The organism is Ramlibacter pallidus (assembly GCF_015070875.1).
In the GTDB taxonomy this organism is placed as follows: Bacteria; Pseudomonadota; Gammaproteobacteria; order Burkholderiales; family Burkholderiaceae_C; genus Ramlibacter; species Ramlibacter pallidus.
Genome location: NZ_JADDIV010000005.1, coordinates 296281 through 322114, shown reverse-complemented (window position 1 = coordinate 322114; position 25834 = coordinate 296281). Strand labels below are relative to the sequence as shown.

Sequence of the window (25834 nt, the reverse complement as noted above, 5' to 3'; positions counted from 1 at the left end):
GCTTGCTCCTAGACCCGGCCCATCGCGAAGCCCTTCGCGATGTAGTGCCGCACGAACCAGATGACCACCGCGCCGGGCACGATCGTCAGAACGCCGGCGGCGGCCAGCGTGGCCCAGTCCATGCCGGAGGCGGAGACCGTGCGCGTCATGGTGGCGACGATCGGCTTGGCGTTGACGCTGGTGAGCGTGCGCGCCAGCAGCAGCTCGACCCAGCTGAACATGAAGCAGAAGAAGGCGGCCACGCCCACGCCGGCCTTGATCAACGGCAGGAAGATCGTGAGGAAGAAGCGCGGGAAGGAATAGCCGTCGATGGCGGCGGTCTCGTCGATCTCGCGCGGGATGCCGCTCATGAAGCCTTCCAGGATCCACACCGCCAGCGGCACGTTGAACAGCAGGTGCGCCAGCGCCACGGCGATGTGCGTGTCCATCAGGCCCACGGTGGAATACAGCTGGAAGAACGGCAGCAGGAACACCGCCGGCGGCGTCATGCGGTTGGTGAGCAGCCAGAAGAACAGGTGCTTGTCGCCCAGGAAGCTGTAACGCGAGAACGCATAGGCCGCGGGCAGCGCCACCGCGATCGAGATCACCGTGTTGATCGCGACGTAGATCAGGCTGTTGATGTAGCCGGAGTACCAGGCCGGGTCGGTGAAGATCGTCCTGTAGTTGGCGAAGGTGAAGTCGCGCGGCCACAGCGTGAACGCGGAGAGGATCTCCTCGTTCGTCTTGAAGCTCATCATCGCCATCCAGTAGATGGGCAGCAGCGCGAACAGCAGGTACGCGAGGAGGAACAGCGAGCGGGCCCGCCAGCGCGGCTTCGTCATTGCGGCGCCTCCTGCCCGGTGCCGACGCGCTGCATCCAGTTGTAGAGGATGAAGCAGAGCAGCAGGATGATCAGGAAGTAGATCAGCGAGAACGCCGCCGCCGGCCCGAGGTCGAACTGGCCCACCGCCTTCTGCGTGAGGAACTGCGACAGGAAGGTCGTCGCGTTGCCCGGACCGCCGCCCGTGAGCACGAACGGCTCCGTGTAGATCATGAAGCTGTCCATGAAGCGCAGCAGCACGGCGATCATCAGCACGCCGCGCAGCTTGGGCAGCTGGATGTAGCGGAAGACGGCCAGCCGGCCGGCGCCGTCGATGCGCGCCGCCTGGTAGTAGGCGTCGGGAATGGAACGCAGGCCCGCGAAGCAGAGCAGCGCCACCAGCGGCGTCCAGTGCCAGACGTCCATCACCAGCACCGTCAGCCAGGCATCGCGCGCGTTGCCGGTGTAGCTGTAGTCGATGCCCAGACGCTGCAGCGTGGCGCCGAGGAGGCCGATGTCGGCCCGCCCGTAGATCTGCCAGATGGTGCCGACGACGTTCCAGGGGATCAGCAGCGACAGCGCCACCACCACCAGCACCGCGGAAGCTTTCCAGCCTTCGGACGGCATCGACAGCGCGAGGAGGATGCCGAGGGGGATCTCCACCGCCAGCACCGCGAGCGAGAACCCGAGCTGCCGCCACAGTGCGGCGTGCAGTTCCTCGTCGCGCATCACGGCGGCGAACCATTCGGTGCCGACGAACACCCGCCGCTCGGGCGAGATGATGTCCTGCACCGAGTAGTTCACCACGGTCATCAGCGGCAGGATGGCCGAGAAGGCCACGCACAGCAGCACCGGCAGCACCAGGAGCCAGGCGCGCTGCTGCACGGGTTTGTGGATGCCGTTCATGCGACGAGCTCCTCGTTGGCGTAGAAGCAGGTGTGCTCGCCGACCACCTGCAGCCAGGTGGTCTCGCCTTTCGCGGGCACCGCGAGCCCGGGTGCGAGCCTCGCCTTCAGCGGCTGGCCGCCGGCTTCGGCGGTGAGCAGCAGGTGGGTGCCGACGTCCTGGATGCGCGTGACGGTCGCCGGCAACGCGCCCGGCGCCAGCGGCTGCGCCAGGGTGACGTACTCGGGCCGCACGCCCAGCTTGTAGTCGCCGTCGGCCAGCGCGCGACCCGCCGGCAGCGAAAGGTCCACGCCGGGCACCTGCAGGCGTCCGCCTTCGGCCCGCGCCTGCAGGAAGTTCATTCCCGGCGAGCCGATGAAGTGGCCCACGAAGGTGTGCTGCGGCCGCTCGAACAGCGCCTCGGCGGTGCCGACCTGCACCGAGCGCCCTCGCGTCATCACCACCACCTGGTCGGCGAAGGTGAGCGCCTCCACCTGGTCGTGCGTCACGTAGACCAGCGTGAGCTTCAGCTCCTGGTGGATCTGCTTCAACTTGCGGCGCAGCTGCCACTTCAGGTGCGGGTCGATCACCGTCAGCGGTTCGTCGAACAGCACCGCCGACACGTCCGGCCGCACCAGCCCGCGGCCGAGCGAAATCTTCTGCTTGGCATCGGCCGACAGTCCCGAAGCGCGCCGGTCCAGGTCGCCGGAGAGGTCCAGCATCTCCGCGATCTCGGCGACGCGCCGGCGGATCTGGTCTTCCGGCACCTTGCGGTTGCGCAGCGGGAAGGCCAGGTTCTGGGCCACGGACATCGTGTCGTAGATGACCGGGAACTGGAACACCTGCGCGATGTTGCGCTGCTGCGGCGAGGCGTGCGTGACGTCCGCGCCGTCGAAATGCACGGTGCCCTGCGAGGGCGACAGCAGGCCCGAGACGAGGTTCAGCAGCGTCGTCTTGCCGCAGCCCGAGGGGCCGAGCAGCGCATAGGCGCCGCCGTCCTCGAAGCGCATCTTCAGCGGCAGCAGCGCGTAGTCGCTGTCTTCCCGCGGGTTCGGGCGGTAGGCGTGGGCAAGGTCGAGGTCGATGCGGGCCATGTGTCAGGCCTCCGTGGCGCGGCGCGGCGCCACCAGCAGGTTGCCGGCCGCGTCGAAGACATAGGCCTGGGTGGGATGCAGGTACAGCGTGACCTCCTCGCCGAGCACGAAGCGGTGCACGCCCGTGAGCTGCGCGACCATCTCGCCCACCGGCGTGTGCACGTGCACGAAGGTGTCGGAGCCGGAGATCTCCGCCAGTTCCACCCGGCCCTGCAGGGCGACGTCGCCTTCGCGCCGCTGCACGCGCAGGGCGCTGGCGCGCAGCCCGATGGTGAGCGCCTTGGACGCGGCATCCGGCAGCGGGATGGAGAGGTCGGGACCGGCCTGCAGCCGCACCCCGATCGAGGCGGTTTCCGCCGCCAGCAGGTTCATCGGCGGATCGCTGAAGGCACGCGCCACGCGCAGCGACGCTGGCGCATGGAACACTTCGGAGGTCGGCCCGTACTGCAGCAGCTCGCCCGCGTCGAGGACGGCGGTGTAGCCCCCGAGCAGCAGCGCCTCGCCCGGTTCGGTGGTGGCGTACACCACTGTCGATTCACCGCCGGCGAAGAGCATGGCCAGTTCGTCGCGCAGTTCCTCGCGCAGCTTGTAGTCCAGGTTCACGAGGGGTTCGTCCAGCAGCATCAGCGGCGCCTGCTTGGCGAGCGCCCGCGCCAGGGCGACGCGCTGCTGCTGTCCACCGGAGAGCTCGGCCGGATAGCGGTCCAGGAACATGTCGATGTGCAGGCGCTCGGCGAGCTCGCGCACCCGCCGTGCCGCATCCTGCGCACCGCGCAGCTTGAGCGGCGACGCGATGTTCTGGGCGACCGTGAAGGACGGATAGTTGATGAACTGCTGGTAGACCATGGCCACGTCGCGCTCGCGCACGGGCCGGCCGGTCACGTCCTGGCCGTCCACCCGCACGCTGCCGGTGGTGGGCTGGTCGAGGCCGGCCATGATGCGCATCAGGCTGGTCTTGCCGGCCTGCGTGGCACCCAGCAGCACCGTCACCGCGCCGGGCCGGGGGGCCAGGCTCATCTCGTGCAGCCAGGGCTGCGCCCCGACCTTCTTGCTGATGCGTTCCAGCGCGAGCTGCATCACGCAGCCTCCCGCCAGCCCGCGGCATGCGCGGCCAGCCAGGACGCGACGCGTTCGCGTTCCGCGGCGGTGTAGTGCAAGCCCAGCTTGCTGCGCCGCCACAGCACGTCGTCGGCCGTGCTCGCCCACTCTTCACGGCACAGGTACTGCAGTTCCGCTTCCCACAGGCCCGGCGCGACTTCGGCACCCATCGCGCGCTGCGACACGTGCAGCACGCGGTCGACGCGGCTGCCGTACGCACGCGCCAGCCGGCGTGCGGCGGAAGGGGCGAGCCAGCCGTAACGGCGCTGCACCGCGGCGACCATCCGCTCGAAGTCCAGGTCCGGCCGTTGCGGCCGGCCGATCCAGCCGGAGAAGTCGCCGCCGGGCAGTGCCGCCCGCGCGGTCCACGCCGCGCGTCCATCGCCGAGCGCCCGGCCCAGCCGGCTGGCCGCTTCCTCCGAGAGCTTGCGCGCGGTCGTGAGCTTGCCGCCCCAGACCGACAACAGCGGCGCGCCGGCGGTATCGAGGTCCAGCAGGTAGTCGCGGGTGACGGCGGACGGGTCGGCGCTCTCGTCCTCCAGCAGCGGGCGCACGCCCGAGAAGCTCCACACGACGTCGGTCTCGCGCACCGGGGTGCGGAAGTAGCGGCTGGCCTGTTCGCAGAGGTAGGCGGTTTCGGCGGCATCGATGCATGGGCTGCGCGCCTCGCCCGGGTGCTCGACGTCCGTGGTGCCGATCAGCGTGAACGCCCCTTCATACGGGATGGCGAAGACGATGCGCTTGTCGGTGGTCTGCAGCAGGTACGCGTGGTCGTGCTCGAAGCAGCGGCCCACCACGATGTGGCTGCCCTTCACCAGCCGCAGGCTGCGCGGCGCGGGAGCTTCGGCGCCGCCGGCGCGCACGGAGTCCCGGAGGAATGTCGCCGCCCAAGGTCCTGCAGCGTTCACCAGTGCGCGGGCGCGCAGGATGCGTCGGGCGCCGGCCGCGGGCTGCACCGCCACGTCCCAGCCGTGCTCGCCGCGTACCGCCTGGGTGACGCGGGTGCGGGTGAACACCTGCGCGCCGCGCACGCCCGCATCGACGGCATTGAGGGCCACGAGGCGCGCGTCGTCCACCCAGCCATCGGAGTAGACGAAGCCCCGCCGGAACCGCGGTTGCAGCGTGGCGCCTGCCGAATGCGCCTGCAGGTCCACCGCGCGCGATCCGGGCAGGACTGCGCGCGCGGCGAGGTGGTCGTAGAGGAACAGCCCGGCCCGCACCAGCCAGGCCGGCCGCAGCGAAGCGTCGTGCGGCATCACGAACCGCAGCGGCCGGATGATGTGCGGCGCGCTGCGCATCAGCACTTCGCGTTCCTGCAGCGCGCGCCGCACCAGCCCGAACTCGAGATGCTCCAGGTAGCGCAAGCCGCCGTGCACGAGCTTGGTCGAGGCCGACGACGTATGCGAGGCCAGGTCGTCCTGCTCGCAGAGGGCAACGCGCCAGCCGCGGCCGGCGAGGTCGCGGGCGATGCCGGTGCCGTTGACCCCGCCGCCGACCACGAGCACGTCGAGTTCGGGACCGCCCACCGGGGATGGAGAGGCGGAAACGGCGGCGGAAAGGGGCGAAGCGGTCAATCGAAGCCTTGCGGTTTGCTGAATCGCGGCGGATTCTTGGTTCGCAATGGCGCGGTTTGACTCCTTGTTTACCCTCGGTTTGTTCGTTTTGTTTCGTTTGAAGGTCGCCGACGTGACGTGGCGCGGCGGGAAGTCACCTCGGCGACTCGAAATCCCTGCCGCCCCTTAGGTATTCCGCTTAACGGAACGCGGCCGTGGGGAAGCGCGGGATGTTCCGCGTGGGAAGGCCGCACGGCAGTCCACAGAATGGACCGCACTGCGGAACGACGTTCCGCGGATCCAAGAGAAGGAGGGACGTCATGGGCTGGATGAAACTGCTGGGAGCGTGCGCGCTCTGGGCCGCCGCGGCGGGCGCGGGCGCGGGCGCCGCCGACGACATCGTGCTCGGCCAGGTCGCGCCGCTCACGGGCACGATCGCGGGCACGGGCGACGAGTACGTCGCGGGGGGCGCCGCCTACTTCGCGCACGTCAATGCGAACGGGGGCATCCTCGGCCGCAAGATCCGGGTCGTCACCAAGGACGACAGCTACAAGCCGGAACAGACCCTGGCGCACACGCGCGCGCTGCTGGCCGACGACAAGCCGCTCGCCCTGTTCGGCTACGTGGGCACGGGCAACGTGCTGGCCCTGAACAAGAACAAGGTGCTCGAGGAAGCGGGCATCGCGCTGATGGCGCCCTACACCGGCGCGCAGGACCTGCGCGAGCCGATGAACCCGCACATCTTCCACATCCGCGCCAGCTACACCGACGAGACCTCGCGCATGGTGGAGCACCTGCACACCATCGGCCTGCGGCGGTTCGCGGTGATGTACCAGGACGACCCCTTCGGCAAGAGCGGCCTGGCCGGCGCCGAGCGCGCGCTGGAGAAGCTGGGCATGAAGCTGGTCGCGCAGGGCGGCTACGACCGCACCAAGCCGGAGGAGATCGGCGCCGCGGTCAAGGCGATTGCCCCGAGCAACCCGGACGCGATCATCATGGTGTCGGTGAATCGCGCGTCCGCGGCCTTCATCAAGGAGCTGCGCAAGACGGGCAGCAGCGCCCGCCTGTTCAGCATCTCCGTCGTGAACTTCAAGGAGCTGCTGAAGAACGCCGGCGAGGACACGGTGCGCGGCGTCGGCATCTCGCAGGTGATGCCCTACCCCTACTCGCCGATGCTGCCGGTGGTGCGCGAATTCCGCGAACTCATGGCGCGATACCAGCCCAGCAAGACGATCTCGTACGCCAGCATGGAGTCGTTCGTGGCCGCGAAGGTGCTGGTCGAGGCGATCCGGCGCGCGGGCCCGAACCCGACCCGCCAGAAGGTGATGGCGCAGCTGGAAAGCCTCGTCAATCACGATGTCGGCGGCTTCCACGTGGGCTTCGGGCCCGGCAACCGCGTCGGCTCCCGCTTCGTCGAAGTCACGGTGATCGGCCAGGGCGGCCGGCTGATCCGCTGAGGCGGCGACCGCCGCCAGCCCTCAGGCGGCGGCGGGCCGCCCGTTGCGGATCGCCTGCTGGATGCGCAAGGCGGCGGCCGCCAGGCGCGGCCCCAGGTCGTCCACCAGCCGCTGGCGCGTGAGCACCGTCGAGGGCCCGCCGATGTTCAGCGCGTAGGGTTCGCCGCCATGGCCGACATCGACGGCGGCCCCGACCGCGCTGATGTCCGAGTCCCACTCGCCGAGACTGGTGACGTAGCCGACCTGGCGGTACTGCTCCGCGGCGCGCTGCAGCGACGCCTGCGTCGCCTTCCAGCGCTCGCCCAGCTTCTGCTGCAGCTGCGCATAGACCTCCGAGCGCTTGTATTCCGGCAGCGCGCACAGGAACGCGCGGCCCATCGAGGTGCTCTCGATCGGCAGCCTCGCGCCGACGTCGAGCGACAGGCTCAGGCGCGCGTGGCCGCGCGCGTGCGCGATGTAGACCATCGACAGCTGGTGCCGCACCCCCAGGGAGACCGCGGCGCCGGAAGCGCCCGCCAGCTCCTCGAGCACCGGCCGCGCGATGCTGGAGACGTCGTCGTTCGCCAGCACGCGCAGGCCCAGGGTGAGGCCGCCCGGGCCGAGCGCATAGGCGCCGCGCGCCGGGTCGTGCACCAGGTAGCCGAGGCTGCAAAGGGTGAAGGCCAGGCGGGACACGGTGGCCTTGGGCAGCTGCGAGCGCCGCGTCAGCTCCTGGTGCGCCAGCCAGCGTTCGCCCCAGCGGAAGCTGTGCAGCAGTTCCATGCCCCGGGCGAGCGCGGTCACGTAGCGGCGGTCCTGCGCCGCGCTGGGGTCGACAAACTGGGGCATGGCACTCTCCGTTCCGATCAGCGGAACGATACCCGGAAGAAGGGGAAGGCGCGCCCGAACAAACCCCCATGCACTCCCTTTGGCACTGGCTACGATGGCAGGAAGCCACAGGGATGCTCCATTGTTCCGCCAAGCGAAACGACCATCCCGCCACGCAGGAGATCCGCATGGACGATCCCGTCCTCTTGCCCGAAGAACGCCAGGCCCTCAACGGCGGCCATTGGTTCGCATCGCTGTCCCCCTCGCTGCGGCACGACCTCGTGCGCCACGGCAGCGTGCGCCGCTTCGCCGACGGCGAGCCGATCTTCCTGCGCGGGCAGGACGCCACCTGCTGGGCGGCCGTCGTGCGTGGCAACGTGCGGGTCAGCACCTCGCATCCGGGCGGCAAGCAGCTGACCCTCTGCTACATGCGTCCCGGCCTCTGGTTCTGCGACGTCTCGGTGCTGCACGACGAGCCGCGCAGCTACGACGCGCATGCGCACGGTCCCGCCGCCATGCTGATGGTGTCGCTGGAGCACGCGCAGGGCATGCTGCGGCAGCACCAGGAGCTGTACGGCGCCCTGCTCAAGCTGCATGCCGCGCGCACCCGCCAGCTGTTCGAACTGCTGCAGGACCTGCAGACGCTGTCGCTGCGCGAGCGCATCGCCAAGCAGTTCACCCTGCTGGCCCGCCGCTACGGCGTGCCCTCGCTGCGCCAGGCCGGCGAGATCCGCATCGGCCTGCGGCTCGGGCAGGAGGAACTTGCGCAGCTGGTGAGCGCCTCGCGCCAGCGCGTCAACCGCGAGCTGCAGGAGCTGCGCGCCGAAGGTCTGCTGGGGACGGACCAGGGCCGCTGGCTGGTGCGCGACCTCGCGGGTTTGCAGTGCGTGGCGGGTGGCGAGCAGGCCCGCGCGCTGCCGCGGCCCGGCCGCGCGGCCGAAGCGCCTCGGCGCCCGAACGCCGAGACGGGCTACGCGCTCGCCGCCGCCTGAGCGCGCGGGCGGGCGAGGCCCGGCTCGTCCCAGGCCAGCGCGATGACGATGCTCGCCAGGACGGCGCCGCACGCAAGGGCGCCGTAGACCTGGATCAGCGCGGCGGCGGACACGGCGGTCAAGGTCGGCTCCCCTCGTTCGGCTGCAGCGCCGCGGTCATCAGATCACCTGCCCGCCGGACACCTCGATGCGCTGGCCCGTGACCCACCGGTTGTCCGGCGACAGCAGGCTCGCGATCATCGGGCCGATGTCGTCCGGCACGCCCACGCGGCCCAGCGCGATCATGCCGGCGAAGGCCTGGTTCAGGTCCGGCGTGTCGCGCACGGCGCCGCCGAGGAAATCGGTTTCGATCGCGCCCGGCGCCACGGTATTGACGGTGATGCCGCGGCCGCCGAGCTCCCGGGCCAGGCAGGCGCTCAGCACTTCGACCGCGCCCTTGACGGACGCGTACGCCGAGAACCCGGGGTAGGTCACCCGCGTCAGCCCCGTCGAGAGGTTGACGATGCGGCCGCCGTCCGCCAGCAAGGGCAGCAGGGCCTGGGTCAGGAAGTACACGCCCTTGAAGTGCACGGCCACGAGGCCGTCGAACTGCTGCTCGGTGGTCTGTTCGATCGGCGCCATCTCGCCGTGCCCGGCGTTGTTGACGAGGTGGTCGAAGGTGTCGCGCCGCCAGACCTCGCGCAGCGCGTGGCGCACCTCCTGCGCGAAGCCGGCGAATCCGGCGACGACCGCCGTGTCGAGCTGCAGCGCCACCGCCTGGCGTCCCAGGGCCCGGATCTCGCCCACCACGGCTTCGGCCTCCTCGCGGCGGCTGCGGTAGGTGACGATCACGTCGCCGCCGCGACGGGCGATGTGCAAGGCGGTGTTGCGGCCGAGGCCGCGGCTGGACCCGGTGACGATGGAGAGAGTGGTCATGGAGTGCTCCTGTTGGGGGGTGGATACGAGCGGTCGATGCTAGGAGCCGCAAGCCCCCGAGGCATTGCCTGGAACTCGCCGTCCCTTGCCCGTTCCTGCAAAGCGTGCGACGCGTGCCGCCGCGGGCGTTGCACCCGCAACGGCGGCTTGCCGAATGCTCCTCGCTCCTTGCCCATTCCTCCAGGGGCCATGGCGCGAAGCGCCCGCCTCCGCTAGGGTTGCGGCATGCCCGACACCCTGCTCCACGTCGTCGCCCGCCATGCCGCGGCGCATGCCGATCCGGCCGGGCTGGCGCTCACGCCGGTCCCGGGCCTCACCACCATCCGCGCCACCGCGCCCACGGGACTCGTGCACGCCATCACGAAGCCGATGGTGTGCATGGTCCTGCAGGGCACCAAGCACGTGGCCCTGGGCGCGCAGACCTTCACCTTCGGGGCGGGCGACTCGCTGCTGGTGACGGCCGACGTGCCGTGCGTCAGCCAGATCACGCAGGCCAGCGTCGAGGCGCCCTACCTGTCGGTGGTGCTGGAGCTGGACCTGGCGCTGATCGCCGAACTCGTGCTGGAGATGAAGGCGGTGCCGGCAGATGAAGGCGCGGCCGTCCGCGTGGAGCCGACCGACGCGGAAGTCGCGGACGCAGCGCTGCGGCTGATGCGCCTGGTCGAACGTCCCGCGGCGATGCCCATCCTGCATGCGCAGCTGTTGCGGGAACTGCACTACTGGCTGCTGGCAGGCCGGCATGGCCCCGCGATCCGCCGGCTGGGCTGGCCACAGGCGCCGGGCCAGCGCATCGCCCGTGCCATCGCGCTCGTGCGGGCGGAGTTCACGCGTCCGCTGCCGGTCGAACGGCTGGCCGCGGAAGCGAAGATGAGCGTTTCGTCCTTCCACCAGCACTTCCGAGCGGTCACCTCGTTGTCGCCGCTGCAGTTCCAGAAGCAGCTGCGGCTGATCGAGGCACGCCGCCTGGTCACCTCGGAGGGCCGCTCCGCCAGCAGCGCCGCCTTCGCCGTCGGGTACGAGAGCGTCTCGCAGTTCACCCGCGAGTACGGCCGGATGTTCGGCCGTTCGCCGATGAAGGACGCCGCGGAAACGCGCGGCGCGCTGGACACCGTCGCCTGAAAAACCCGGGCCCGGAAGGGGCAATGCAAGCCTCGCGGCGCATCTGTATGATGACCGTCATATTCAGTAGGACACCCGCAGATGCCCCTCGATCCCGCCACCAGCTCCGAACGCAAGCTGCAGACGCACGACCGCATCCTCGACACGGCCGCGGGCGTGCTGCGCCGCGACGGCTTCAGCGGCGTGGGCGTGGCGGACATCATGAAGCGCGCGGGCCTCACGCATGGCGGGTTCTACGCGCACTTCGCTTCGCGTGACGCCCTGTTGGCGGCCGCCCTGGAGCGCGCCGGCCAGGACAGCCAGGCGCGCCTGCAGCGTTCGCTGGACCAGGGGGAGGCGAGCGCCGGCAACCGCTTCCGCGCACTGGTCCAAAGCTACCTGTCCGAGCGCCACCTGCGCTCGCCCGAGCGGGGCTGCCCCGTGGCCGCGCTGGCCTCGGAGATGCCGCGCCAGAGCGACGAGGTCCGTGCCGCCGCCGCCGCCCGCGTCGAAGCCCTCACCGCGCGCGTCGCGTCGACGCTGGGCCCTGCGCAACCGCCGGAGGCGGCCGCCATCGTTGCCTCGCACCTGGTCGGCGCGCTGCAGGTCGCACGCGCGCTCGGCGACAACGCGAAGGGGCGGCGCCACCTCGAGGCCAGCCGCCGCTTCCTGCTCGCGCAGTTCGACCATCCGGTCCCGGCCGCCTGATGACCTTCCTTTCCCTGCGCGCCTTCGGGGCGCGTTCCTTCCGCGACCGTCGATATGACGGTCGTCATATTCAAGCCGGAGTCCGCCCATGAAGCTTGCCCATGCCGTCGTCCTGATCACCGGTGCCAACCGCGGCATCGGCGCCGCCTTCGCCCGCGAGGCCCTCGCCCGCGGTGCCCGACGCGTCTACGCCGGGGCACGCGATCCTTCTTCCGTGCAGATCCCCGGCGTGCAGGCGATCGCGCTCGACGTCACCGATCCCGGGCAGGTGGCACGCGTCGCCAGCGCGTGCGGCGACGTCACCCTCGTCATCAACAACGCGGGCATCGCGCAGCCCGGCGGCTTCCTGCAGGACGGCGCGCTGGAGAACACGCGCCGCCAGCTGGAGGTGAACTTCTTCGGCATGCTGCGCATGGCGCAGGCCTTCGGGCCGGTGCTCGCGGCCAACGGCGGCGGCGCGCTGCTCAACGTGCTCTCCATCGCCAGCTGGGTCCACCGCCCCCTGCTGGGCACCTACGGCGCGACCAAGGCCGCCGCCTGGGCGCTGACGAACGGGCTGCGGCACGAGCTGCGCGCCCAGGGCACGCAGGTGTCCGCGCTGCACATGGGCTTCGTCGACACGGACCTCACCCGCGGCATCGAGATGCCGAAGTCCTCGCCCGAAGCCATCGTGCGTTTCGCGCTCGACGGGCTCGAGGCCGGCGTGGAGGAGATCCTGGCCGACGACGCCACGCGCCAGGTAAAGCAATCGCTGTCCCTGGCGGTGCCGGCCTACCTGGCGGCCGCATGAACGCGCCGGCCCTGGCCGCCGCGCCGGCGACGCAGCGCATGCTGCGCGGCCCCGTCTTCCCCACGCTGCTGCGGCTGGCGACGCCGAACGTCCTGGGCCTGTTCGCCAACACCGTGGTGATCGGCTTCGACGGCTACATCGTCGGGCGGCTGGGTGCCGACGCCCTGGCCGGCGTCGCCGTCGTGCTGCCGCTGGCCATGCTGATGCTGCACATGTCGGCGGGCAGCCTGGGCGGCAGCACGACGGCGGTCGTGGCGCGGGCGCTGGGCGCCGGCGACGCCCCGCTGGCCGCGCAACTCGCGCGCAACGCGGTCCTGCTCGGCCTCCTCGCATCCGTGCTCTTCACGCTGTTGTGCGCCGGCCCCTGGTTGTACGCCGCGCTGGGCGCGCGCGGGCCGGTGCTGGAGCAGGCGCGTGCTTACGCAGCGGTGCTGTTCGGCGGTGCCGCCGCGATCTGGTCGGTGAACGTGCTCGCCGGCGTGGCGCGCGGCTCCGGGCAGATGGGTGCCGCGGCGCTCGCGCTGGTGGGCACCACGGCCATGCACCTGCTGCTGTGCCCCGTGCTGGTGTTCGGGGCGGGCCCGGTGCCGGCGCTGGGTGTCGCCGGCGCGGCGACGAGCACGGTCGTCACGAACGGCGTGGGGGCACTGGCACTGCTGGCCTGGCTCTCGCGCCGCGGCAGCCCGGTGCGGCCGCTCGCGCCGGCCGCGCGTGCCGGGGACGGGGCCTTCCGCCGCATCCTGCAGATCGCCCTGCCCTCGGCGATGAGCCCGGTCCTGAGCAACGGCGCCATCGCCGCGGCCACGGGCTACGTGGCCGGCTTCGGCGGCCTCGCGATCGCAGGCTACGGCATCGCCGCGCGGCTCGAGTACATCCTCGTGCCGATCGCCTTCGGCATCGGCAGCGCCCTCACGGCGATGGTGGCCGCGAACCTCGGCGCGCAGCAGCCCGAGCGGGCCAAGCGCATCGCCTGGACGGGCGCGGGCGTGGTCTGGCTGGTCACCGGGCTGATCGGCGTGTGGGCCGCGGTGTGGCCGGCTGCGTGGATGGGCCTGTTCACCGCGGACGCGGCGGTGCAGCAGGCCGGCAGCACCTACCTGCGCATCGTGGGGGGCAGCTACGGCTTCTTCGGACTCAGCCTCGCGCTGTTCTTCGCGTCCCAGGGGGCCGGCCGCCTGAAATGGGCCCTGCTCGCCAGCGGCGCGCGGCTGGCCGTCGTGGTCGTCGGCGGCGCCGCCGCGCTGCGGATCGCGTCCGGCGCACCCGAGGCGCTGTACTTCGTGGTCGCCGCCAGCCTGCTGGTCACCGGCGTCACCCTGGCCGCCGCGACGTACCTCGCCGACTGGTCGCCGCGGGGGCGGGCCGCGTAACACCTCGATGCGCGCAGCCACGGCATAGTGGCGCCTGTCCCCAGCCACACCGAAGGAGCGTGCCGTGCACCTGGAAGGCTCATGCCATTGCGGCAAGGTGAAGTTCAGCGTCGAATCCGGGGAGCCCGTGCCCTTCATGCGGTGCTACTGCTCCATCTGCCGCAAGACCGCCGGCGCGGGCGGCTACGCCATCAACCTGGGCGCCGTCACGCGCACGATGAAGGTCAGGGGCAAGCAGCACCTGCGCATCTATCGTGCGCGGCTGCCGAAGGAAGGCGGTCGCGGGACGCGGCTCAGCACGGGCCGCCGCTACTTCTGCGCCGGCTGCGGCAGCGCGCTGTGGCTGTGGGACCCGACCTGGCCCGACCTCGTGCATCCGCACGCGGGCGCGATCGACACGCCGCTGCCGGAGGCGCCGGAGCACATGCACTGCATGGTCGGCTCCAAGGCCGCATGGGTGAAGGTCGAGGGCGGTGCGCAAGACCCGCGCTTCGACCGCTACCCGGACCTGTCCCTGGCCGAATGGCACGAGCGCCACGGCCTGGCTTCTACTCCGCACGGATGACCGCACGGGCCGGATCGGCGTCGAACACGATGCGCCCGGGCCACGCCGGCCAGCGCGTGCCCAGGGCCGGCGTGTTGGGGTCGCCCGTCGCGGCGAAAGCCCCCAGCGACTGCATCATGGCGCGCGACAACGCGAGCCGGCCGGGTTCGTTGCCGCGCGTGAAGGCGATCCTGGAGTAGAGGCTGGGCCCGAAGTTGCCGAACACGAACGGCAGGTCGAAGGTGTGCGCGGCGCCGAAGATCGTGTCGAAGGGCGTTGGCAGTTCGTCCCAGTCGAAGCGGTAGCTCCACACCTCCGGCTGGCGGGAGCGGACCGCGTTCAGCACGTCGTCGCGGATCGCCTCGAACCACAGCCGGTTCAGCTCGCGCGTCCTCGCATCGAAGCCGGTCACGGGCCGGTCCGTCGGCAGGTAGGCCGCGGGAACCCAGTCCTCGATGCGCGTGGCCGGCGCGGCTTGCGCGTCGTAGCGGTACGCGATGCGGAACACGTCGGCATCTTCGAGCAGCCGTCCGCTCACGCCGCCGAGCGCCGGGCGGATGGCGAGCAGTTGCGGGAACAACTTGGTCTCGTCGCGCGTGATGCCCGCGAGCACGGGCACCTTCGCGTAGCGACCGGCACGGATGGCGGCGATGGGGTCGGCGGCGAGCACGGTGCCGTCGGGGATCGGGTTGGACGCCGACATGCCGCGCGGCGCGAGCCGCGTGCGCACGACACCCAGCAGTTCGTCGGCGGATTTCGCCCGCAGGTAGCGCGCATGCTCCGCCGCCGGCCGCGCGCCCGCGAGGGCCGTGGCCGCCGCCGCGTCCGCCGCCGAGCGGTCCGACAACAGCGCGCCCTCGAGCAGCGCCTGCCCGCGCGTCGTCCACACCGTGCGCGGCAGCACGCCCGGGATCGCACCTGCAGGCAACGAGGCCGCGGTGGAGATGCCGCCGCTGAGCGCCACGACCCGATGGAACAGCGGCTGCGCGCGCGACGCCACCAGCGGCGAACCCAGGAGCGCGTACACGTTCACCGCGCCGGCGGATTGCCCCATCAGGGTCACGCGACGCGGATCGCCGCCGAAGCTGGCGATGTTCGCCTGCACGAACTCCAGCGCCTTCAGGATGTCCAGCAGCGCGAAGTTGCCGGAATCGTCCAGCGCGTCGCCGGTCTTCAGCGCCGGCAGGTCGAGGAAGCCGAAGATGCCGAGGCGATAGTTGACGGTCACGACCACCGCGCCGGCAGCGCGGGCCAGGGCGGCGCCGTCGTACAGCGGATCCGCGGTGTAGCCGGTGATGTTGCTGCCGCCGTGGACGAACACGATCACCGGGCGCGGCCCGGCGCCTTGCGCGGGCTGCCAGACGTTCAGGTACAGGCAGTCCTCGGCGCCCAGCGTCTGCCCGAGCGTGCTGCCGATGGTCTCGTCGAAGCGGTTGTTCAGCCCCGGGCCGTAGAGGCGGCCCGTCTGCACGCACGCCGCCGCGAACCGGTCCGCCGCACGGGGCTGGGTCCAGCGCGCCGCATCGGCGGGCGCCTTCCACCGCAGCGCGCCCACGGGCGCTGCCGCGAAGGGGAGGCCCTTCCAGCTGTACGTGCCGTCGCTCGCCGAGGCATCGACGCCGACCACCGGGCCGAGGGTGGTCGCACGTTGCAAGGCGGCGGGGCCGCCGGGACCGGCGGCGCAGCCGGCGAGCAGGAGCGCCGAGGAGAAAGCGATGCAGGCGAAAGTGCGCGTCATGGCGCGACGATAAGCACGGCCATCATTCCTGGAAAATCCAGAATGCTGATGGCGCGATCACTTCCGGTGATCGCGTCCGCTACGGTCCCAGCGTCGTGACCTGGACGGCGACGCGGTAACGGCCAGGCGCCGCGCCGCGCGAGATCGGCAGGCGCAGCGGCGCCGTCACCGTGTGGCGGCGCAAGCCGCGTCCCCCCGGCACATGCCAGGCCTGCGATCCGTCTTCCGCCAGGACCCGGCCGGGCTCGCAAGGAGCGGTGGCGCACGCGAGCTCCAGTTGCAGGCCGTCGCGCAGGTTGGTCAGGACTTCGACGGTGAAAGGGGCGTCGGGCGTGGCAAACCCACGGGCCACGTCGGCTGCGGACAGTTCCACGTCCACGTGGTGCGCAGGCAACTTGAGGAGGGTGACGGCGGGAACGGCGACGCGGATGGTCAAGGTGGCCGATGCCGTTTCCGCCGCCGCGGGCACCGACGCGCACGCCAGCGAGAGTGCGATCGCGGCGCTTCCCGCTGCGGCTGCACGACGGGAGAACGCTTCGAGGGACGGCATGGAGATCGAGTCTCCCGCTTCGACCCCGCGCTGGGCAGTGAGCGAATTTCCTAGGCAGTTCCCTTAGCCACGAAAGTATCCGCCACGTACCGCGCATAGCGGAAGTCGCGGATGGCCACCAGCCGGTCGCCGGCACCCCAGTCCAGCACGATGGGATACGCCCCGCCGCCCGGCCCACCCTCGTGCACCCACAGGCCCGCATGCCCTTCGAAGGCCGTGGCTTGCGCCCGCAAGCCCTGCAGCCTGGCGTAGTTGGAGAAGTAGCCGACCACCTCGCGGCTGCCCTGCACGTCGACGCGGCCGGCGACCTGCAGCCGCACTTCGTCGGCGAGCAGCGCGCGAAGCCCGTCGAAGTCGCGGGCGTTGAAGCGCTCGGCATACAGCTGCGCGAGCACGAGCAGCCGGGGCGGCAGCTGCGCCTGTGGCGGGATCTCGCCCTCGCGGCCGAGGGCGCGCAGGCGGGTGCGCCCCCGGTGCAAGGCAGCTTTCACGGCGGGCACGGTGGTCTGCAGCGTCCCGGCGATCTCCTGCAGCGCATGGCCGAGGACGTCCGCGAGGATCACCGCGCTGCGCTGCGTGAACGGCAGGTGCATGAAGGTGGCCAGTGCCGCCGCCGTCGCCTCGGCGCCGGCGTGGGGGTCGACGGCATCCTGCAGGTCCGGGCCCGTCTCCTCGTCGGCCGGGCTGAAGACCTGCCGCTCGAGCGAGCGGCGGCGCAGGAAGTCCAGTGCGGCATTGTGCGCCACCCGGAACATCCACGCCTTCGGCTCCCGCACCAGTTCGCCGTCGTAGTGCAGCGCGGCCTTGGCCAGCGCGTCCTGCACCACGTCCTCGCCGTCGAGCGCGGAGCCGACCATGCGCGCGCAGTACCGGTGCAGGCGCGGACGCAGGTCGGCCGCCAGGTTGGCGAAGCTGTCGTTTCCGGTGTCCGCAGGCATGGCGTGCGCGCTCCCTCAGGCCGCGGCCGGCGCCAGGCGCGGCGCGACGGCCGGTCCGCGCGGAAACGCCAGCGCGATCGCCGCCGCCGCGAGGCCGACGCCCAGCGAACCGATGTAGAGCCACGCATAGCTGCCATAGCGGTCGTACAGCCAGCCGCCCAGCAGCGGCCCCAGCGCCATGCCCATGCTGGACACCAGCGACGCCGCGCCGAGCACCGTCCCGAGGATGCGGGGGCCGAACGCTTCGCGCGCCAGGGTGGCGTAGAGCGGCATCACGCCGCCGTAGGCGAGGCCGAAGACGATCGCCACCGCGTAGAAGCCCCCGAGCTGGTTCACCATCAGGTAGGACGCCGCGGCGAACGCCTGCACCAGGAGGCCGGCCACGAGCACGCGCTTGGCGCCGACGCGATCGGCCAGCACGCCGAACAGCAGCCGGCCGCCGAGTCCGGCGGCGCCTTCCATGCTGTAGATCGTGACGGCGCTCACCATCGGCAGGCCACAGCCGATCGCGTAGCTGACCGTGTGGAAGATCGGCCCGGAATGGGCGGCGCAGCAGGCGAAGAAGGCGGCGGCGAGCAGGATGAACGCACGCGAGCGCAAGGCCTGGCCCGCCGTCATGTCCGGCTCCGCGGCCTGGGCGGACGCCGCGCCGCGGCCCTGCGGCGCCGGCGACCGCCGGATGAACCACACGGCCGGCAGCAGGACCACCCACACGGCCACGCCGATCATGAGCTGCGTCGTGCGCCAGCCGTGCAGCGTGACGAGCCAGGCGGCGAGCGGCGCGATCGTCATGGGCGCGACCCCCATGCCCGCGGACACCAGCGACACCGCCAGGCTCCTGTGCCTGTCGAAGGACGCCGCCGTGGCGGCCATCACCGGCGCGATGAAGCTGCCGGCGGCCACGCCCGTCAGCACGCCGAACAGGAGCTGGAAGGCCGGCAGGCTGGACGCACGGCTGGCGAGCACCGTCGCCAGCCCGAGCAGCACGATGCCGCACAGCACGACCCGCCGGGGCCCGATGCGGTCGCTCAACGCGCCCCAGCCGAAGCCGGCGAAGCCCATGCTGACGAAGGCCAGCGTCATGGCGCCGCTGATCCCGGCTCGCGACCAGCCGGTGTCGGCGGCCATCGGCTCCAGGAACACGGCCAGCGAGAACACGACGCCGATCGCGGCACACGTCATCAGCGCGCCCGCGGCCACCAGCGGCCAGTTGCGATCGATGGGAGGAATGGATGCGGCAGTGGCGCTCACGGTTGCTCCTGGGAACAGGCGGGGGAAAGGCGGTCAGCCGGCATAGCGGCCCAGCAGCATCGATTCGAGCGGCGCCGGCGGCTCCGCGCAGCGCGTGCGGATGCCGGCGACGAAGGCCTGGAAGGCCGGCAGCGACGTCAGCGGGTGCACGGGCAGCGTTTCGTCCACCGAGACCACATGGATGAAGCTCACGCCGTCCGGCGCGCGCAGCGCCTCGTAGTGCAGCCCCGCCGGCCGCGCCTGGGCGAGCGCGCGGAAGACCTCGCCGACCAGGGCGGCGTTCTCCTCGGCATGCTGCGGATGGGTGCGGTAGCGGACGATGGAAGTCTTCATGGCCGTTCCTTTCCTGGGAAGATGCTGCAAAGACCCCCGGCGCGGTCCAAAGGATGCGGTGCCCCGGACTTTTTTTTCGGCCCGCGGAAGCCTTGGCACACTTCTTCGGCGCCTAGGCGCGCGCAGCAGAGCCACGCACCGGCTGCGTGCGCCGCGCCCGCGCCGCGCTCGGCGCAGCGCCCATGATGCGCTTGAAGGCGCGGCTGAACGAGGCTTCGGATTCGTAGCCCAGGCGATCCGCCGCGACGCCGACGCGCATGCCGCCGGCGGCCATCCACTCGCTGGCCTGGAACATGCGAAGGCGCGCGATGTACCTGGCCGGCGTTTCGCCCACCGCCTGCTTGAACGCCGAGGCGAAGCCCGAGCGGGAGCTGCCGCTCAGCCGCGCGAGCGCCGGCACCGACCAGTCCTGCGCGGGATCCGCGTGGATGGCGGCCAGGGCCTTGCCGACGACGGGATGGTTCAGCGCGGCGATCCAGCCGGTGGTGTCGCTGCACACGCATTCGACCCAGGCACGGATGGTCGTCGCCGCCAGGACGTCCGCCATCCGCGCCACGATGCCGCATGCGCCGACGCGCTCCTGCATCACCTCGCGCTCCATGGCCTCCAGCAGCGCGGGCACGGTGGGATCGCGCCGGGCGAGCGCGCCGGCCCGGATGACGTCCGGCATCATCGCCAGCAGCGGATGCCTCGCATCGAGGTTGAAGCGCAATGCGGCGCAGAACATCGTGTGGGTCGACGCTTCGCCGGCATGCTGGCCGCCGCCCACCAGGTGGATCGCTTCGGACACCGCGACCCGCGGCAGCGAAGCGATGTCCACGGCGGGGACGTCCGGAGCACTCGCCAGCACGTGCGTGGTGCCGCGCGGCACCAGGACGGCATCGCCTTGCTGCAGGCGCACCCAGTCGGCGCCGCCCGTGCGCAGCCATGCATCGCCGCGGCCGACGAAGTGGAACCGGGCCACCGACGGCCCCGGGAACGCCACCGCCCAGGGCGCGCTCCATTCGCAGCGGCCGTACTCCACGCCGTGGAGCCGCAGATTCAGCAGGACCTGGGTGAGCGGATCGGGTCCGCGAGCGGAAGTGTCAAGCATTTTGGCTTTTGGGCCATTCCAGGGGCCGGATGCTATGCCTAAGCTGGTCAACCCCTCGAACCACAAGGCTTCCCTTTCCATGTCCTCTTCCTGCAGTGCCTGCATCGACGCGGCCGGTGCGCCGCCCGACGCGCACGATGCCCGCTGGACCGCCGTGGCGTCCCTCGGCCTCGGCGTGTTCGCCCTCGTGACCGCGGAGTTCCTGCCCGCCAGCCTCTTGACCGCGATTTCGACCGACCTGCGCGTGAGCGACGGCGGTGCCGGCCAGACCGTGACCGCCACCGCGCTCGTGGCGGCGGTCGCGGCTCCCGCCTTGCCGCTGCTCACGCAACGTTTCGACCGCAGGTCGGTGCTGCTCGCCCTGACCGCGCTGCTGATCGCCTCGAACGTGCTCGCCGCCACGGCCTCGTCGCTGGCCGTGCTGCTGGCGGCGCGCGTGCTGCTGGGCGTGGCGCTCGGCGGGTTCTGGTCCATGGCGGCGGCGCTGTCGATGCGCCTCGTGCCGGAACACCTCTTCGCCCGCGCCATGTCGGTGGTGCTCACCGGCGTGTCGGTCGCGACGGTGTGCGCCGCGCCCCTGGGTGCGTGGATGGGCGGGCTGTGGGGTTGGCGCAGCACCTTCGCGGCCGCCGCCGTGCTGAGCGCACTCACGTTCGCGGTGCAGTGGGCCGCGTTGCCCGCGCTGCCACCGCGCGACCGCCCCAACCTGCGCGTGCTGGGCGGCCTGCTCCGACGGCCCGCCGTGCGCGTCGCGCTGGTCGCCGTCGTCCTCGTCATCTCGGGCCACTTCGCCGGCTTCACCTACATCCGCCCGGTGATGGAGAAGGTCGCGCAGCTGTCGGTGGAGGCGGTCTCCGCGGTGCTGCTGGCGTACGGCATCGGCGGCTTCGCCGGCAACTTCGTGGGCGGCTGGATCGCGCAACGCAGCGAGCGCTGGGCGATCGTGGCCGGCGGCGCCTGCATCGCCTTGCTGGCGCTCGCGCTGCTGGCGGCGGGAAGCTCCGCGGCGGTGACGGCGGTCGCGGTCACCCTGTGGGGCTTCGCCTTCGGCGCCTTTCCGGTCGGGTTCCAGACCTGGATCGTCCGGGCCGCCCCGGACCAGGCGGAAGGCGCCGGAGGCCTGCTGGTCGCCGCGTTCCAGGTGGCGATCGCCACCGGCGCGATCGGCGGCGGCCTGCTGGTGGACCGCGTCGGCCCGCTGGGTGCACCCGCGTTCGCCGCAGCGGCGATGGCCCTGGGAACGGCCCTCACGTGGCGCAGCGGTCCCAGGGTGCAGCCGTCGCATGCCACCGGAGGAGCGAGCCATGCGTGAACCCGCCAACCGCCGCATCGTGCTGGCCGCGCGCCCGCAGGGCCTGCCGACCTTGCAGGACTTCGACATGGTGACCGCGCCGGTGACGCCGCCGGGCCCGGGCGAGGTCCTGCTGCGCACGCTGTACCTCTCGCTCGACCCATACATGCGCAACCTGATGGACCCGGTCGGGCCCGGTTATGCGCCACCCGTGGCCATCGGCGCGACGATGGTCGGGGGCACGGTCAGCCGCGTCGTGGCTTCCCGCCACCCCGGCTTCGCCGAGGGCGACCTCGTGCTGGCGAACGCCGGCTGGCAGGACCATGCGTTGTCGGACGGCAGCGACCTGGTGCCGCTCGGCGACCTCGCGCAACCCTCGCTTGCGCTCGGCGGCCTCGGCATGCCCGGCTTCACCGCGCACGTGGGCCTGCTGGACATCGGCGCGCCGCTTCCGGGCGAGACGGTGGTCGTCGCGGCCGCCACCGGCGCGGTCGGGTCCGTCGTCGGCCAGGTCGCGAAGATCCGGGGCGCGCGCGTCGTCGGCATTGCCGGCGGCAGCGGGAAGTGCCGCGTGGCCGTCGAGGAGCTCGGCTTCGACGCATGCGTCGACCACCGCGATGCGCATTTCGCGGAGCGCCTCGCCGCGGCCTGCCCGCAAGGCATCGACGTGTACTTCGAGAACGTCGGCGGCGCGGTGCTCGATGCCGTCCTGCCGCACCTCAACGTCGGGGCACGCGTCCCGGTCTGCGGCTTCATCGCGCACTACAACGACACGGCGCCGCAGGGCCCGGACCGGCGGCCGGAGCTGCTGGCCGCCGTGCTGCAGAAGCGCATACGCATGCAGGGCTTCATCATCCTGGACCACTACGGCCCGCGCTTCGACGCGTTCCGCCGCGAGATGGGCGAGTGGGTCGCAGCGGGCCGCGTCAAGCTGCGCGAAGACCGCGTGGAGGGCCTGGAGCAAGCGCCGTCGGCCTTCATCGGCCTGCTGCAGGGGCGCAACGCGGGCAAGCTCGTGGTGCGCGTCCACGCCGACTGAAGGCGCGGATCTCCCTCACCAGGTCGGCACGGCGGCGACCAGCGCCTCCATGACGGCCTGCACCCGCGCCGGCAGGCGGCGGCGCGGCGCGTGCACGAGGTGCGCCGTCTGCGCCGGCCCGGTCCACTGCGGCAACAGGCGCACCAGCCGGCCCTGGCGCAGCAGGGCATCCACCATCCACGACGGCTGCAGGGCGACGCCGGCGCCGCCCTGCACCGCCTCCAGCAGCGCGATGGCGCTGTTCACGCGGTAGCGCGAATCCAGCTCCAGGGTCATGCTCCCCTTCCGCCCGGTCAGGGTGACGATTTCGTCGCTGCCCGCGTAGCGCAGGTACGCATGGTCCCGCAGGTCCTGCGGCCGACGCGGGCGCCCGCTCGCCCGAACGTACGACGGAGCGGCCACGAAGTAGCGTGGCCAGGCCGCGAGCTGGCGTGCCACCAGGTCCGGCGGGAGCGTGCCGCCGATGCGGACCATCAGGTCGATGCGCTCCTCCACCGGATCGACGAAGCGGTCCTCGAGGAGCAGTTCGACCTGCACCCGAGGCAGCTTCGCCAGCACCTGCAGCATCAGCCGGTTCAACCGCAATTCGCCCAGCGCCACCGGCGCCGACAGCCGCACCAGGCCGCGGGGCTCGCGCACGCCACCGGCGATGTCGTCCAGCGCCTCCTCGTAGTCCTCCAGCAGCCGCCTGGCGCTCGCCAGGAAGCGCGCGCCCTCCTCCGTGGGCAGCACGCGCCGGGTGCTGCGTTCCAGCAGGCGTGCGCCCAGCTCGCGCTCCAGCGCAGCGACCAGCTTGCTCACCGTGGGCTGCGTGGTGCCCAGCTCGCGGGCGGCGGCGGACAGGCTTCCGAGTTCGACGGCACGCACGTACGCGCCCATGGCTTTCAGCCGGTCCATGTCATTCCAATATCGAATGGGTCGTCTTCCATTCTCGCGTCTTCCGCGCCGTTCCGGAAGAAGCCACAGTGCTCGCCATGCACACACATCTCACCCGATGGGCGATCGCGGCGCTGCTGGCCGGTGCCGCGAGCGTCTCCGCCGCCCAGCACTGGGCCGCCACCTGGACCGCCCCACCGCAACCCGCCTGGGCCGACGACTTCGTGCTGCCGCTCGGCATGCCGCGGCACCTGGACAACGTGACCTTGCGGCAGGCACTGCGCACCAGCATCGGCGGCGACCGCCTGCGCCTCGTGGTGAGCAATGCGTACGGCGAAGCGCCGCTGCGCATCGGCGCCGCGCACGTCGGCCTGGACGGATCGGACGCGGGCATGCCGGTCACCTTCGAGGGCAGCAAGGACGTCGTCGTGGCGGCAGGCGCCACGGCCGTGAGCGATCCGGTCGCACTGCGCACGGCCGCCGGCGCGCGCCTGGTGGTCGACGTGTACCTGCCGACACCGTCGCGGCTGGCGGGATTCCATTGGGATGCCCGCGAGCAGGCCCTGCTGCAGCGGGGCGACACCACGGGGCGGAAGGATGCCACCGCCGGCGAGAAGCTGCCCACCCGTGCCTTCCTTTCCGCCGTGCTGGTGGAGTCCGCGCGTCGTCCGGTCGCGGTCGTGGCGCTCGGCGATTCGATCACCGACGGCAACGGCTCCACGCCGGGCGCGGACCGCCGCTGGCCGGACCACCTCGCGCGCAGGCTGGCGGCCCGGGGCGTGGCCGTGTTGAACGCGGGCATCTCGGGCAACCGGCTGCTGCGCGCCGGCATGGGCGAGAGCGCGCTGGCCCGCCTGGACCGCGACGTGCTGCAGCAGCCCGGGGTCCGCGCGGTGATCGTCCTGCTGGGGACCAACGACATCGGCTGGCCCGGCGGCCCTTTCGCGCCGCACGAAGCCCTCCCATCGACGGCCGACATCGCCGCCGGCTTTCGACAACTCGTGCAACAGGCGCGCCTGCGCGGCGTGCGGGTGATCGGGGCCACGCTCCCGCCCTTCGAGGATGCGCTGCAGGGAACACCGCTGGAAGGGCACCACAGTCCGCGCAAGGAAGCGATCCGCCAGGCGGTGAACGAGTGGATCCGCCACGCGGGCGCCTTCGATGCCGTCGTCGACTTCGATCGGCTGCTGCGCGACCCGGCGCGGCCGAGCCGCATGCGCCCTGACTTCGATTCCGGCGACCACCTGCACCCCGGAGACGCCGGGTACCGCGCGATGGCCGACGCCATCGACCTGCAAACCCTCTTCGAGTCCTCCCGGAGCATCCCATGAACCTTCTCGTCGTGAACGCGAGCCCGCGCCGCGAACGCTCCCTCTCCCGCCGCCTCGGCGCGGCCTTCGTCGCCGAGTGGCTGGCCCTGAGGCCGCACGACGGCGTCGTGCAGCGCGACGTCGGCATCGAACATCCGCCGCTGCTGACCGAAGCCTGGATCGCGGCATGCTTCACGCCGGACGAACAGCAGACGCCGGAGCAACGCGAAGTGCTGGCCTATTCCGATGCCGCGATCGCGGAACTCGCCCGCGCGGACCTCGTCGTCATCGCGACACCGCGCTACAACTACGGCATGCCCGCCGCATTGAAGGCCTGGTTCGACCAGGTGATCCGCATCCGGCGCACCTTCCGCTTCGACCGCGCGGAGAAGACCTGGCCGCTGTCGCCGCTGCTTTCCGGCAAGACGCTGGTGCTGCTGTCCTCCTCTGGGGAGTTCGCCTTCGGCCCCGGCGGGCTGCGCGAGCGGTGGGAGCACCTGGAGCCGCACGTGCGCACGTGCGCGCGCTACCTCGGTGTCGCCGACGGCCACCTGCACCATGTCGCCATCGAGTACCAGGAATTCGGGGACGAACGCCATTCCGCGTCGGTGCGCGACGCGCTCGACGGCGCGCAGGAGCTGGCCCGCCGGCTTGCACGCAGCGAACCCGCCCCCGGCGTCAGAGCAACAGGCTGATGGCGAGGGCGAGCAGGCCCAGGCCCATCGCTGCGTTGAACAGCCGCACGCGGCGCGGCGTATCGAGGACGCGGCCGATCGCCACCCCGAACATCGCCCAGACGGAAATGAGCGGGAAGCCCACCGCCAACCCGACCGTGGCGACGGTCAACGCACCCAGCGCGGGATGCACGCCCGCGGGCATGAAGACGGAAGCCAGCGTCGCCGCCTTCATCCAGCTTTTCGGGTTCACCAGCTGGAAGGTCGCGCCATTGACGAAGGAGAGCGGCTGGCCGACCTTCGCCGTCGCCGCCAGGCGGGCGCCGGCCAGCTTCCACGAGAGATACACCAGGTACAGCGCGCCGACGATCTTCAGCACGCCGTGGACCTGCGGGTACCGCGTGAACACCGCGCCCAGCCCGAGGCAGACCACCAGCGTCAGTCCGAACACGCCGGCATTGATGCCCAGCAGGTAGGGCAGCGTCCTCCGGTAGCCGAAGTTCGCGCCCGATGCGGCCAGCATGACGTTGTTGGGCCCCGGCGTCCCCGACATCAGGGCGCAGTAGGTGGCGAGCGGCATCAGGCCTTCGATCATGGGGCCAGCCTACCGCCCGGCGGCCGCCGCCCACCG

Annotated in this window: 27 protein-coding genes; 11 read left to right on the top strand and 16 right to left on the bottom strand. The window is 71.8% G+C overall.

Annotated features, from left to right (window positions below; all coding sequences use genetic code 11):
* Window positions 1-8: 8 nt before the first annotated feature.
* From IM787_RS18540 to glpD, 5 genes are read right to left on the bottom strand one after another with little or no spacing between them, the layout of a single operon-like run.
* Window positions 9-821, bottom strand: coding sequence for a carbohydrate ABC transporter permease (locus IM787_RS18540; RefSeq protein WP_193678187.1), 813 nt, complete (start codon window positions 819-821; stop codon window positions 9-11).
* A complete protein-coding gene (locus IM787_RS18535) occupies window positions 818-1705 on the bottom strand; it encodes a carbohydrate ABC transporter permease (RefSeq protein WP_193678186.1) in 888 nt (295 codons plus the stop codon). The genes IM787_RS18540 and IM787_RS18535 overlap by 4 nt, the downstream gene beginning before the upstream one ends.
* Complete coding sequence (locus tag IM787_RS18530) at window positions 1702-2778, bottom strand: ABC transporter ATP-binding protein (protein ID WP_193678185.1); 1077 nt, start codon at window positions 2776-2778, stop codon at window positions 1702-1704. The genes IM787_RS18535 and IM787_RS18530 overlap by 4 nt, the downstream gene beginning before the upstream one ends.
* Before the next feature lie 3 nt (window positions 2779-2781).
* Window positions 2782-3855 carry an ABC transporter ATP-binding protein gene (locus IM787_RS18525; RefSeq protein WP_193678184.1) on the bottom strand — a complete coding sequence of 358 codons (1074 nt, stop codon included), beginning with the start codon at window positions 3853-3855 and terminating at the stop codon, window positions 2782-2784.
* On the bottom strand, window positions 3855-5402 hold the full coding sequence (glpD, locus tag IM787_RS18520; protein WP_354004445.1) for a glycerol-3-phosphate dehydrogenase: 1548 nt from the start codon (window positions 5400-5402) through the stop codon (window positions 3855-3857). Before glpD ends, IM787_RS18525 begins: the two co-directional genes overlap by 1 nt.
* Window positions 5403-5749: 347 nt before the next feature.
* Between glpD and IM787_RS18515 the strand changes: the two genes are divergently transcribed.
* Window positions 5750-6886, top strand: a complete 1137-nt coding sequence (locus IM787_RS18515; protein WP_227494473.1) for an ABC transporter substrate-binding protein — start codon at window positions 5750-5752, stop codon at window positions 6884-6886.
* Between the two features lie 21 nt (window positions 6887-6907).
* Here the strand turns inward: IM787_RS18515 and IM787_RS18510 are convergent, their stop codons facing one another.
* Entirely contained in the window at window positions 6908-7714 is an 807-nt protein-coding gene (locus tag IM787_RS18510; RefSeq protein WP_193678182.1) for an IclR family transcriptional regulator, read from the bottom strand.
* Window positions 7715-7881: 167 nt separating this feature from the next.
* Between IM787_RS18510 and IM787_RS18505 the strand changes: the two genes are divergently transcribed.
* The gene (locus IM787_RS18505; RefSeq protein ID WP_193678181.1) at window positions 7882-8685 is read left to right on the top strand and encodes a Crp/Fnr family transcriptional regulator; all 804 of its coding nucleotides are present in this window, start codon (window positions 7882-7884) and stop codon (window positions 8683-8685) included.
* On the opposite strand, the gene IM787_RS18500 is transcribed toward IM787_RS18505, so the two are convergent.
* The gene (locus tag IM787_RS18500; RefSeq protein ID WP_193678180.1) at window positions 8664-8807 is read right to left on the bottom strand and encodes a hypothetical protein; all 144 of its coding nucleotides are present in this window, start codon (window positions 8805-8807) and stop codon (window positions 8664-8666) included. The two genes, IM787_RS18505 and IM787_RS18500, sit on opposite strands and share 22 nt — an antisense overlap.
* A gap of 37 nt (window positions 8808-8844) precedes the next feature.
* Window positions 8845-9600 carry an SDR family oxidoreductase gene (locus IM787_RS18495; RefSeq protein ID WP_193678179.1) on the bottom strand — a complete coding sequence of 252 codons (756 nt, stop codon included), beginning with the start codon at window positions 9598-9600 and terminating at the stop codon, window positions 8845-8847.
* 225 nt (window positions 9601-9825) lie between these two features.
* Between IM787_RS18495 and IM787_RS18490 the strand changes: the two genes are divergently transcribed.
* The 5 genes from IM787_RS18490 to IM787_RS18470 all read left to right on the top strand — a co-directional run bounded on the left by IM787_RS18490 (window position 9826) and on the right by IM787_RS18470 (window position 14131).
* Entirely contained in the window at window positions 9826-10719 is an 894-nt protein-coding gene (locus IM787_RS18490) for an AraC family transcriptional regulator (RefSeq protein ID WP_193678178.1), read from the top strand.
* A gap of 81 nt (window positions 10720-10800) precedes the next feature.
* The gene (locus IM787_RS18485) at window positions 10801-11406 is read left to right on the top strand and encodes a TetR/AcrR family transcriptional regulator (RefSeq protein ID WP_193678177.1); all 606 of its coding nucleotides are present in this window, start codon (window positions 10801-10803) and stop codon (window positions 11404-11406) included.
* 88 nt (window positions 11407-11494) lie between these two features.
* On the top strand, window positions 11495-12196 hold the full coding sequence (locus tag IM787_RS18480; RefSeq protein ID WP_193678176.1) for an SDR family oxidoreductase: 702 nt from the start codon (window positions 11495-11497) through the stop codon (window positions 12194-12196).
* Window positions 12193-13566, top strand: a complete 1374-nt coding sequence (locus tag IM787_RS18475) for an MATE family efflux transporter (RefSeq protein WP_193678175.1) — start codon at window positions 12193-12195, stop codon at window positions 13564-13566. The genes IM787_RS18480 and IM787_RS18475 overlap by 4 nt, the downstream gene beginning before the upstream one ends.
* Window positions 13567-13630: 64 nt before the next feature.
* On the top strand, window positions 13631-14131 hold the full coding sequence (locus IM787_RS18470; RefSeq protein ID WP_193678174.1) for a GFA family protein: 501 nt from the start codon (window positions 13631-13633) through the stop codon (window positions 14129-14131).
* On the opposite strand, the gene IM787_RS18465 is transcribed toward IM787_RS18470, so the two are convergent.
* The 6 genes from IM787_RS18465 to IM787_RS18440 all read right to left on the bottom strand — a co-directional run bounded on the left by IM787_RS18465 (window position 14115) and on the right by IM787_RS18440 (window position 20013).
* Window positions 14115-15848 (bottom strand): carboxylesterase/lipase family protein, encoded by a 1734-nt coding sequence (locus tag IM787_RS18465; RefSeq protein WP_193678173.1) that lies wholly within the window; start codon window positions 15846-15848, stop codon window positions 14115-14117. The two genes, IM787_RS18470 and IM787_RS18465, sit on opposite strands and share 17 nt — an antisense overlap.
* A gap of 79 nt (window positions 15849-15927) precedes the next feature.
* Window positions 15928-16398 carry a hypothetical protein gene (locus IM787_RS18460; protein ID WP_193678172.1) on the bottom strand — a complete coding sequence of 157 codons (471 nt, stop codon included), beginning with the start codon at window positions 16396-16398 and terminating at the stop codon, window positions 15928-15930.
* Window positions 16399-16448: 50 nt separating this feature from the next.
* Entirely contained in the window at window positions 16449-17336 is an 888-nt protein-coding gene (locus IM787_RS18455) for a sigma-70 family RNA polymerase sigma factor (protein ID WP_193678171.1), read from the bottom strand.
* A gap of 15 nt (window positions 17337-17351) precedes the next feature.
* A complete protein-coding gene (locus tag IM787_RS18450; protein WP_435531173.1) occupies window positions 17352-18566 on the bottom strand; it encodes an MFS transporter in 1215 nt (404 codons plus the stop codon).
* A gap of 54 nt (window positions 18567-18620) precedes the next feature.
* Window positions 18621-18920 (bottom strand): hypothetical protein, encoded by a 300-nt coding sequence (locus tag IM787_RS18445; RefSeq protein ID WP_193678170.1) that lies wholly within the window; start codon window positions 18918-18920, stop codon window positions 18621-18623.
* A gap of 112 nt (window positions 18921-19032) precedes the next feature.
* Complete coding sequence (locus IM787_RS18440; RefSeq protein ID WP_193678169.1) at window positions 19033-20013, bottom strand: AraC family transcriptional regulator; 981 nt, start codon at window positions 20011-20013, stop codon at window positions 19033-19035.
* A 79-nt stretch (window positions 20014-20092) separates the two neighbouring features.
* Here IM787_RS18440 and IM787_RS18435 point away from each other — a divergent pair, with 79 nt between their 5' ends.
* Both IM787_RS18435 and curA read left to right on the top strand, forming a co-directional pair.
* Complete coding sequence (locus tag IM787_RS18435; RefSeq protein ID WP_193678168.1) at window positions 20093-21325, top strand: MFS transporter; 1233 nt, start codon at window positions 20093-20095, stop codon at window positions 21323-21325.
* Entirely contained in the window at window positions 21318-22343 is a 1026-nt protein-coding gene (gene curA, locus IM787_RS18430; protein ID WP_193678167.1) for an NADPH-dependent curcumin/dihydrocurcumin reductase, read from the top strand. Before IM787_RS18435 ends, curA begins: the two co-directional genes overlap by 8 nt.
* Window positions 22344-22358: 15 nt before the next feature.
* Here curA and IM787_RS18425 read toward each other — a convergent pair whose 3' ends face one another.
* Window positions 22359-23240, bottom strand: coding sequence for a LysR family transcriptional regulator (locus tag IM787_RS18425; protein ID WP_193678166.1), 882 nt, complete (start codon window positions 23238-23240; stop codon window positions 22359-22361).
* A 77-nt stretch (window positions 23241-23317) separates the two neighbouring features.
* Here IM787_RS18425 and IM787_RS18420 point away from each other — a divergent pair, with 77 nt between their 5' ends.
* Together IM787_RS18420 and IM787_RS18415 are read left to right on the top strand one after the other, a co-directional pair.
* The gene (locus tag IM787_RS18420) at window positions 23318-24550 is read left to right on the top strand and encodes an SGNH/GDSL hydrolase family protein (RefSeq protein WP_193678165.1); all 1233 of its coding nucleotides are present in this window, start codon (window positions 23318-23320) and stop codon (window positions 24548-24550) included.
* The gene (locus IM787_RS18415; RefSeq protein ID WP_193678164.1) at window positions 24547-25224 is read left to right on the top strand and encodes an FMN-dependent NADH-azoreductase; all 678 of its coding nucleotides are present in this window, start codon (window positions 24547-24549) and stop codon (window positions 25222-25224) included. The genes IM787_RS18420 and IM787_RS18415 overlap by 4 nt, the downstream gene beginning before the upstream one ends.
* On the opposite strand, the gene IM787_RS18410 is transcribed toward IM787_RS18415, so the two are convergent.
* Complete coding sequence (locus tag IM787_RS18410) at window positions 25208-25798, bottom strand: LysE family translocator (protein WP_227494472.1); 591 nt, start codon at window positions 25796-25798, stop codon at window positions 25208-25210. The genes IM787_RS18415 and IM787_RS18410 overlap by 17 nt on opposite strands.
* Window positions 25799-25834 lie beyond the last annotated feature (36 nt).

Bases quoted from the DNA above. Each gene is read 5' to 3' on its own strand.
- IM787_RS18475 (WP_193678175.1), top strand. From the start codon at position 12,193: ATGAACGCGCCGGCCCTGGCCGCCGCGCCGGCGACGCAGCGCATGCTG.
- curA (WP_193678167.1), top strand. From the start codon at position 21,318: ATGCGTGAACCCGCCAACCGCCGCATCGTGCTGGCCGCGCGCCCGCAG.
- IM787_RS18445 (WP_193678170.1), bottom strand. From the start codon at position 18,920: ATGAAGACTTCCATCGTCCGCTACCGCACCCATCCGCAGCATGCCGAG.
- IM787_RS18505 (WP_193678181.1), top strand. From the start codon at position 7,882: ATGGACGATCCCGTCCTCTTGCCCGAAGAACGCCAGGCCCTCAACGGC.
- IM787_RS18440 (WP_193678169.1), bottom strand. From the start codon at position 20,013: ATGCTTGACACTTCCGCTCGCGGACCCGATCCGCTCACCCAGGTCCTG.
- IM787_RS18415 (WP_193678164.1), top strand. From the start codon at position 24,547: ATGAACCTTCTCGTCGTGAACGCGAGCCCGCGCCGCGAACGCTCCCTC.
- IM787_RS18540 (WP_193678187.1), bottom strand. From the start codon at position 821: ATGACGAAGCCGCGCTGGCGGGCCCGCTCGCTGTTCCTCCTCGCGTAC.
- IM787_RS18410 (WP_227494472.1), bottom strand. From the start codon at position 25,798: ATGATCGAAGGCCTGATGCCGCTCGCCACCTACTGCGCCCTGATGTCG.
- IM787_RS18480 (WP_193678176.1), top strand. From the start codon at position 11,495: ATGAAGCTTGCCCATGCCGTCGTCCTGATCACCGGTGCCAACCGCGGC.
- IM787_RS18535 (WP_193678186.1), bottom strand. From the start codon at position 1,705: ATGAACGGCATCCACAAACCCGTGCAGCAGCGCGCCTGGCTCCTGGTG.
- IM787_RS18530 (WP_193678185.1), bottom strand. From the start codon at position 2,778: ATGGCCCGCATCGACCTCGACCTTGCCCACGCCTACCGCCCGAACCCG.
- IM787_RS18455 (WP_193678171.1), bottom strand. From the start codon at position 17,336: ATGCCTGCGGACACCGGAAACGACAGCTTCGCCAACCTGGCGGCCGAC.
- IM787_RS18435 (WP_193678168.1), top strand. From the start codon at position 20,093: ATGTCCTCTTCCTGCAGTGCCTGCATCGACGCGGCCGGTGCGCCGCCC.
- IM787_RS18425 (WP_193678166.1), bottom strand. From the start codon at position 23,240: ATGGACCGGCTGAAAGCCATGGGCGCGTACGTGCGTGCCGTCGAACTC.
- IM787_RS18465 (WP_193678173.1), bottom strand. From the start codon at position 15,848: ATGACGCGCACTTTCGCCTGCATCGCTTTCTCCTCGGCGCTCCTGCTC.
- IM787_RS18510 (WP_193678182.1), bottom strand. From the start codon at position 7,714: ATGCCCCAGTTTGTCGACCCCAGCGCGGCGCAGGACCGCCGCTACGTG.
- IM787_RS18525 (WP_193678184.1), bottom strand. From the start codon at position 3,855: ATGCAGCTCGCGCTGGAACGCATCAGCAAGAAGGTCGGGGCGCAGCCC.
- IM787_RS18490 (WP_193678178.1), top strand. From the start codon at position 9,826: ATGCCCGACACCCTGCTCCACGTCGTCGCCCGCCATGCCGCGGCGCAT.
- IM787_RS18515 (WP_227494473.1), top strand. From the start codon at position 5,750: ATGGGCTGGATGAAACTGCTGGGAGCGTGCGCGCTCTGGGCCGCCGCG.
- IM787_RS18460 (WP_193678172.1), bottom strand. From the start codon at position 16,398: ATGCCGTCCCTCGAAGCGTTCTCCCGTCGTGCAGCCGCAGCGGGAAGC.
- IM787_RS18485 (WP_193678177.1), top strand. From the start codon at position 10,801: ATGCCCCTCGATCCCGCCACCAGCTCCGAACGCAAGCTGCAGACGCAC.
- IM787_RS18420 (WP_193678165.1), top strand. From the start codon at position 23,318: ATGCACACACATCTCACCCGATGGGCGATCGCGGCGCTGCTGGCCGGT.
- IM787_RS18495 (WP_193678179.1), bottom strand. From the start codon at position 9,600: ATGACCACTCTCTCCATCGTCACCGGGTCCAGCCGCGGCCTCGGCCGC.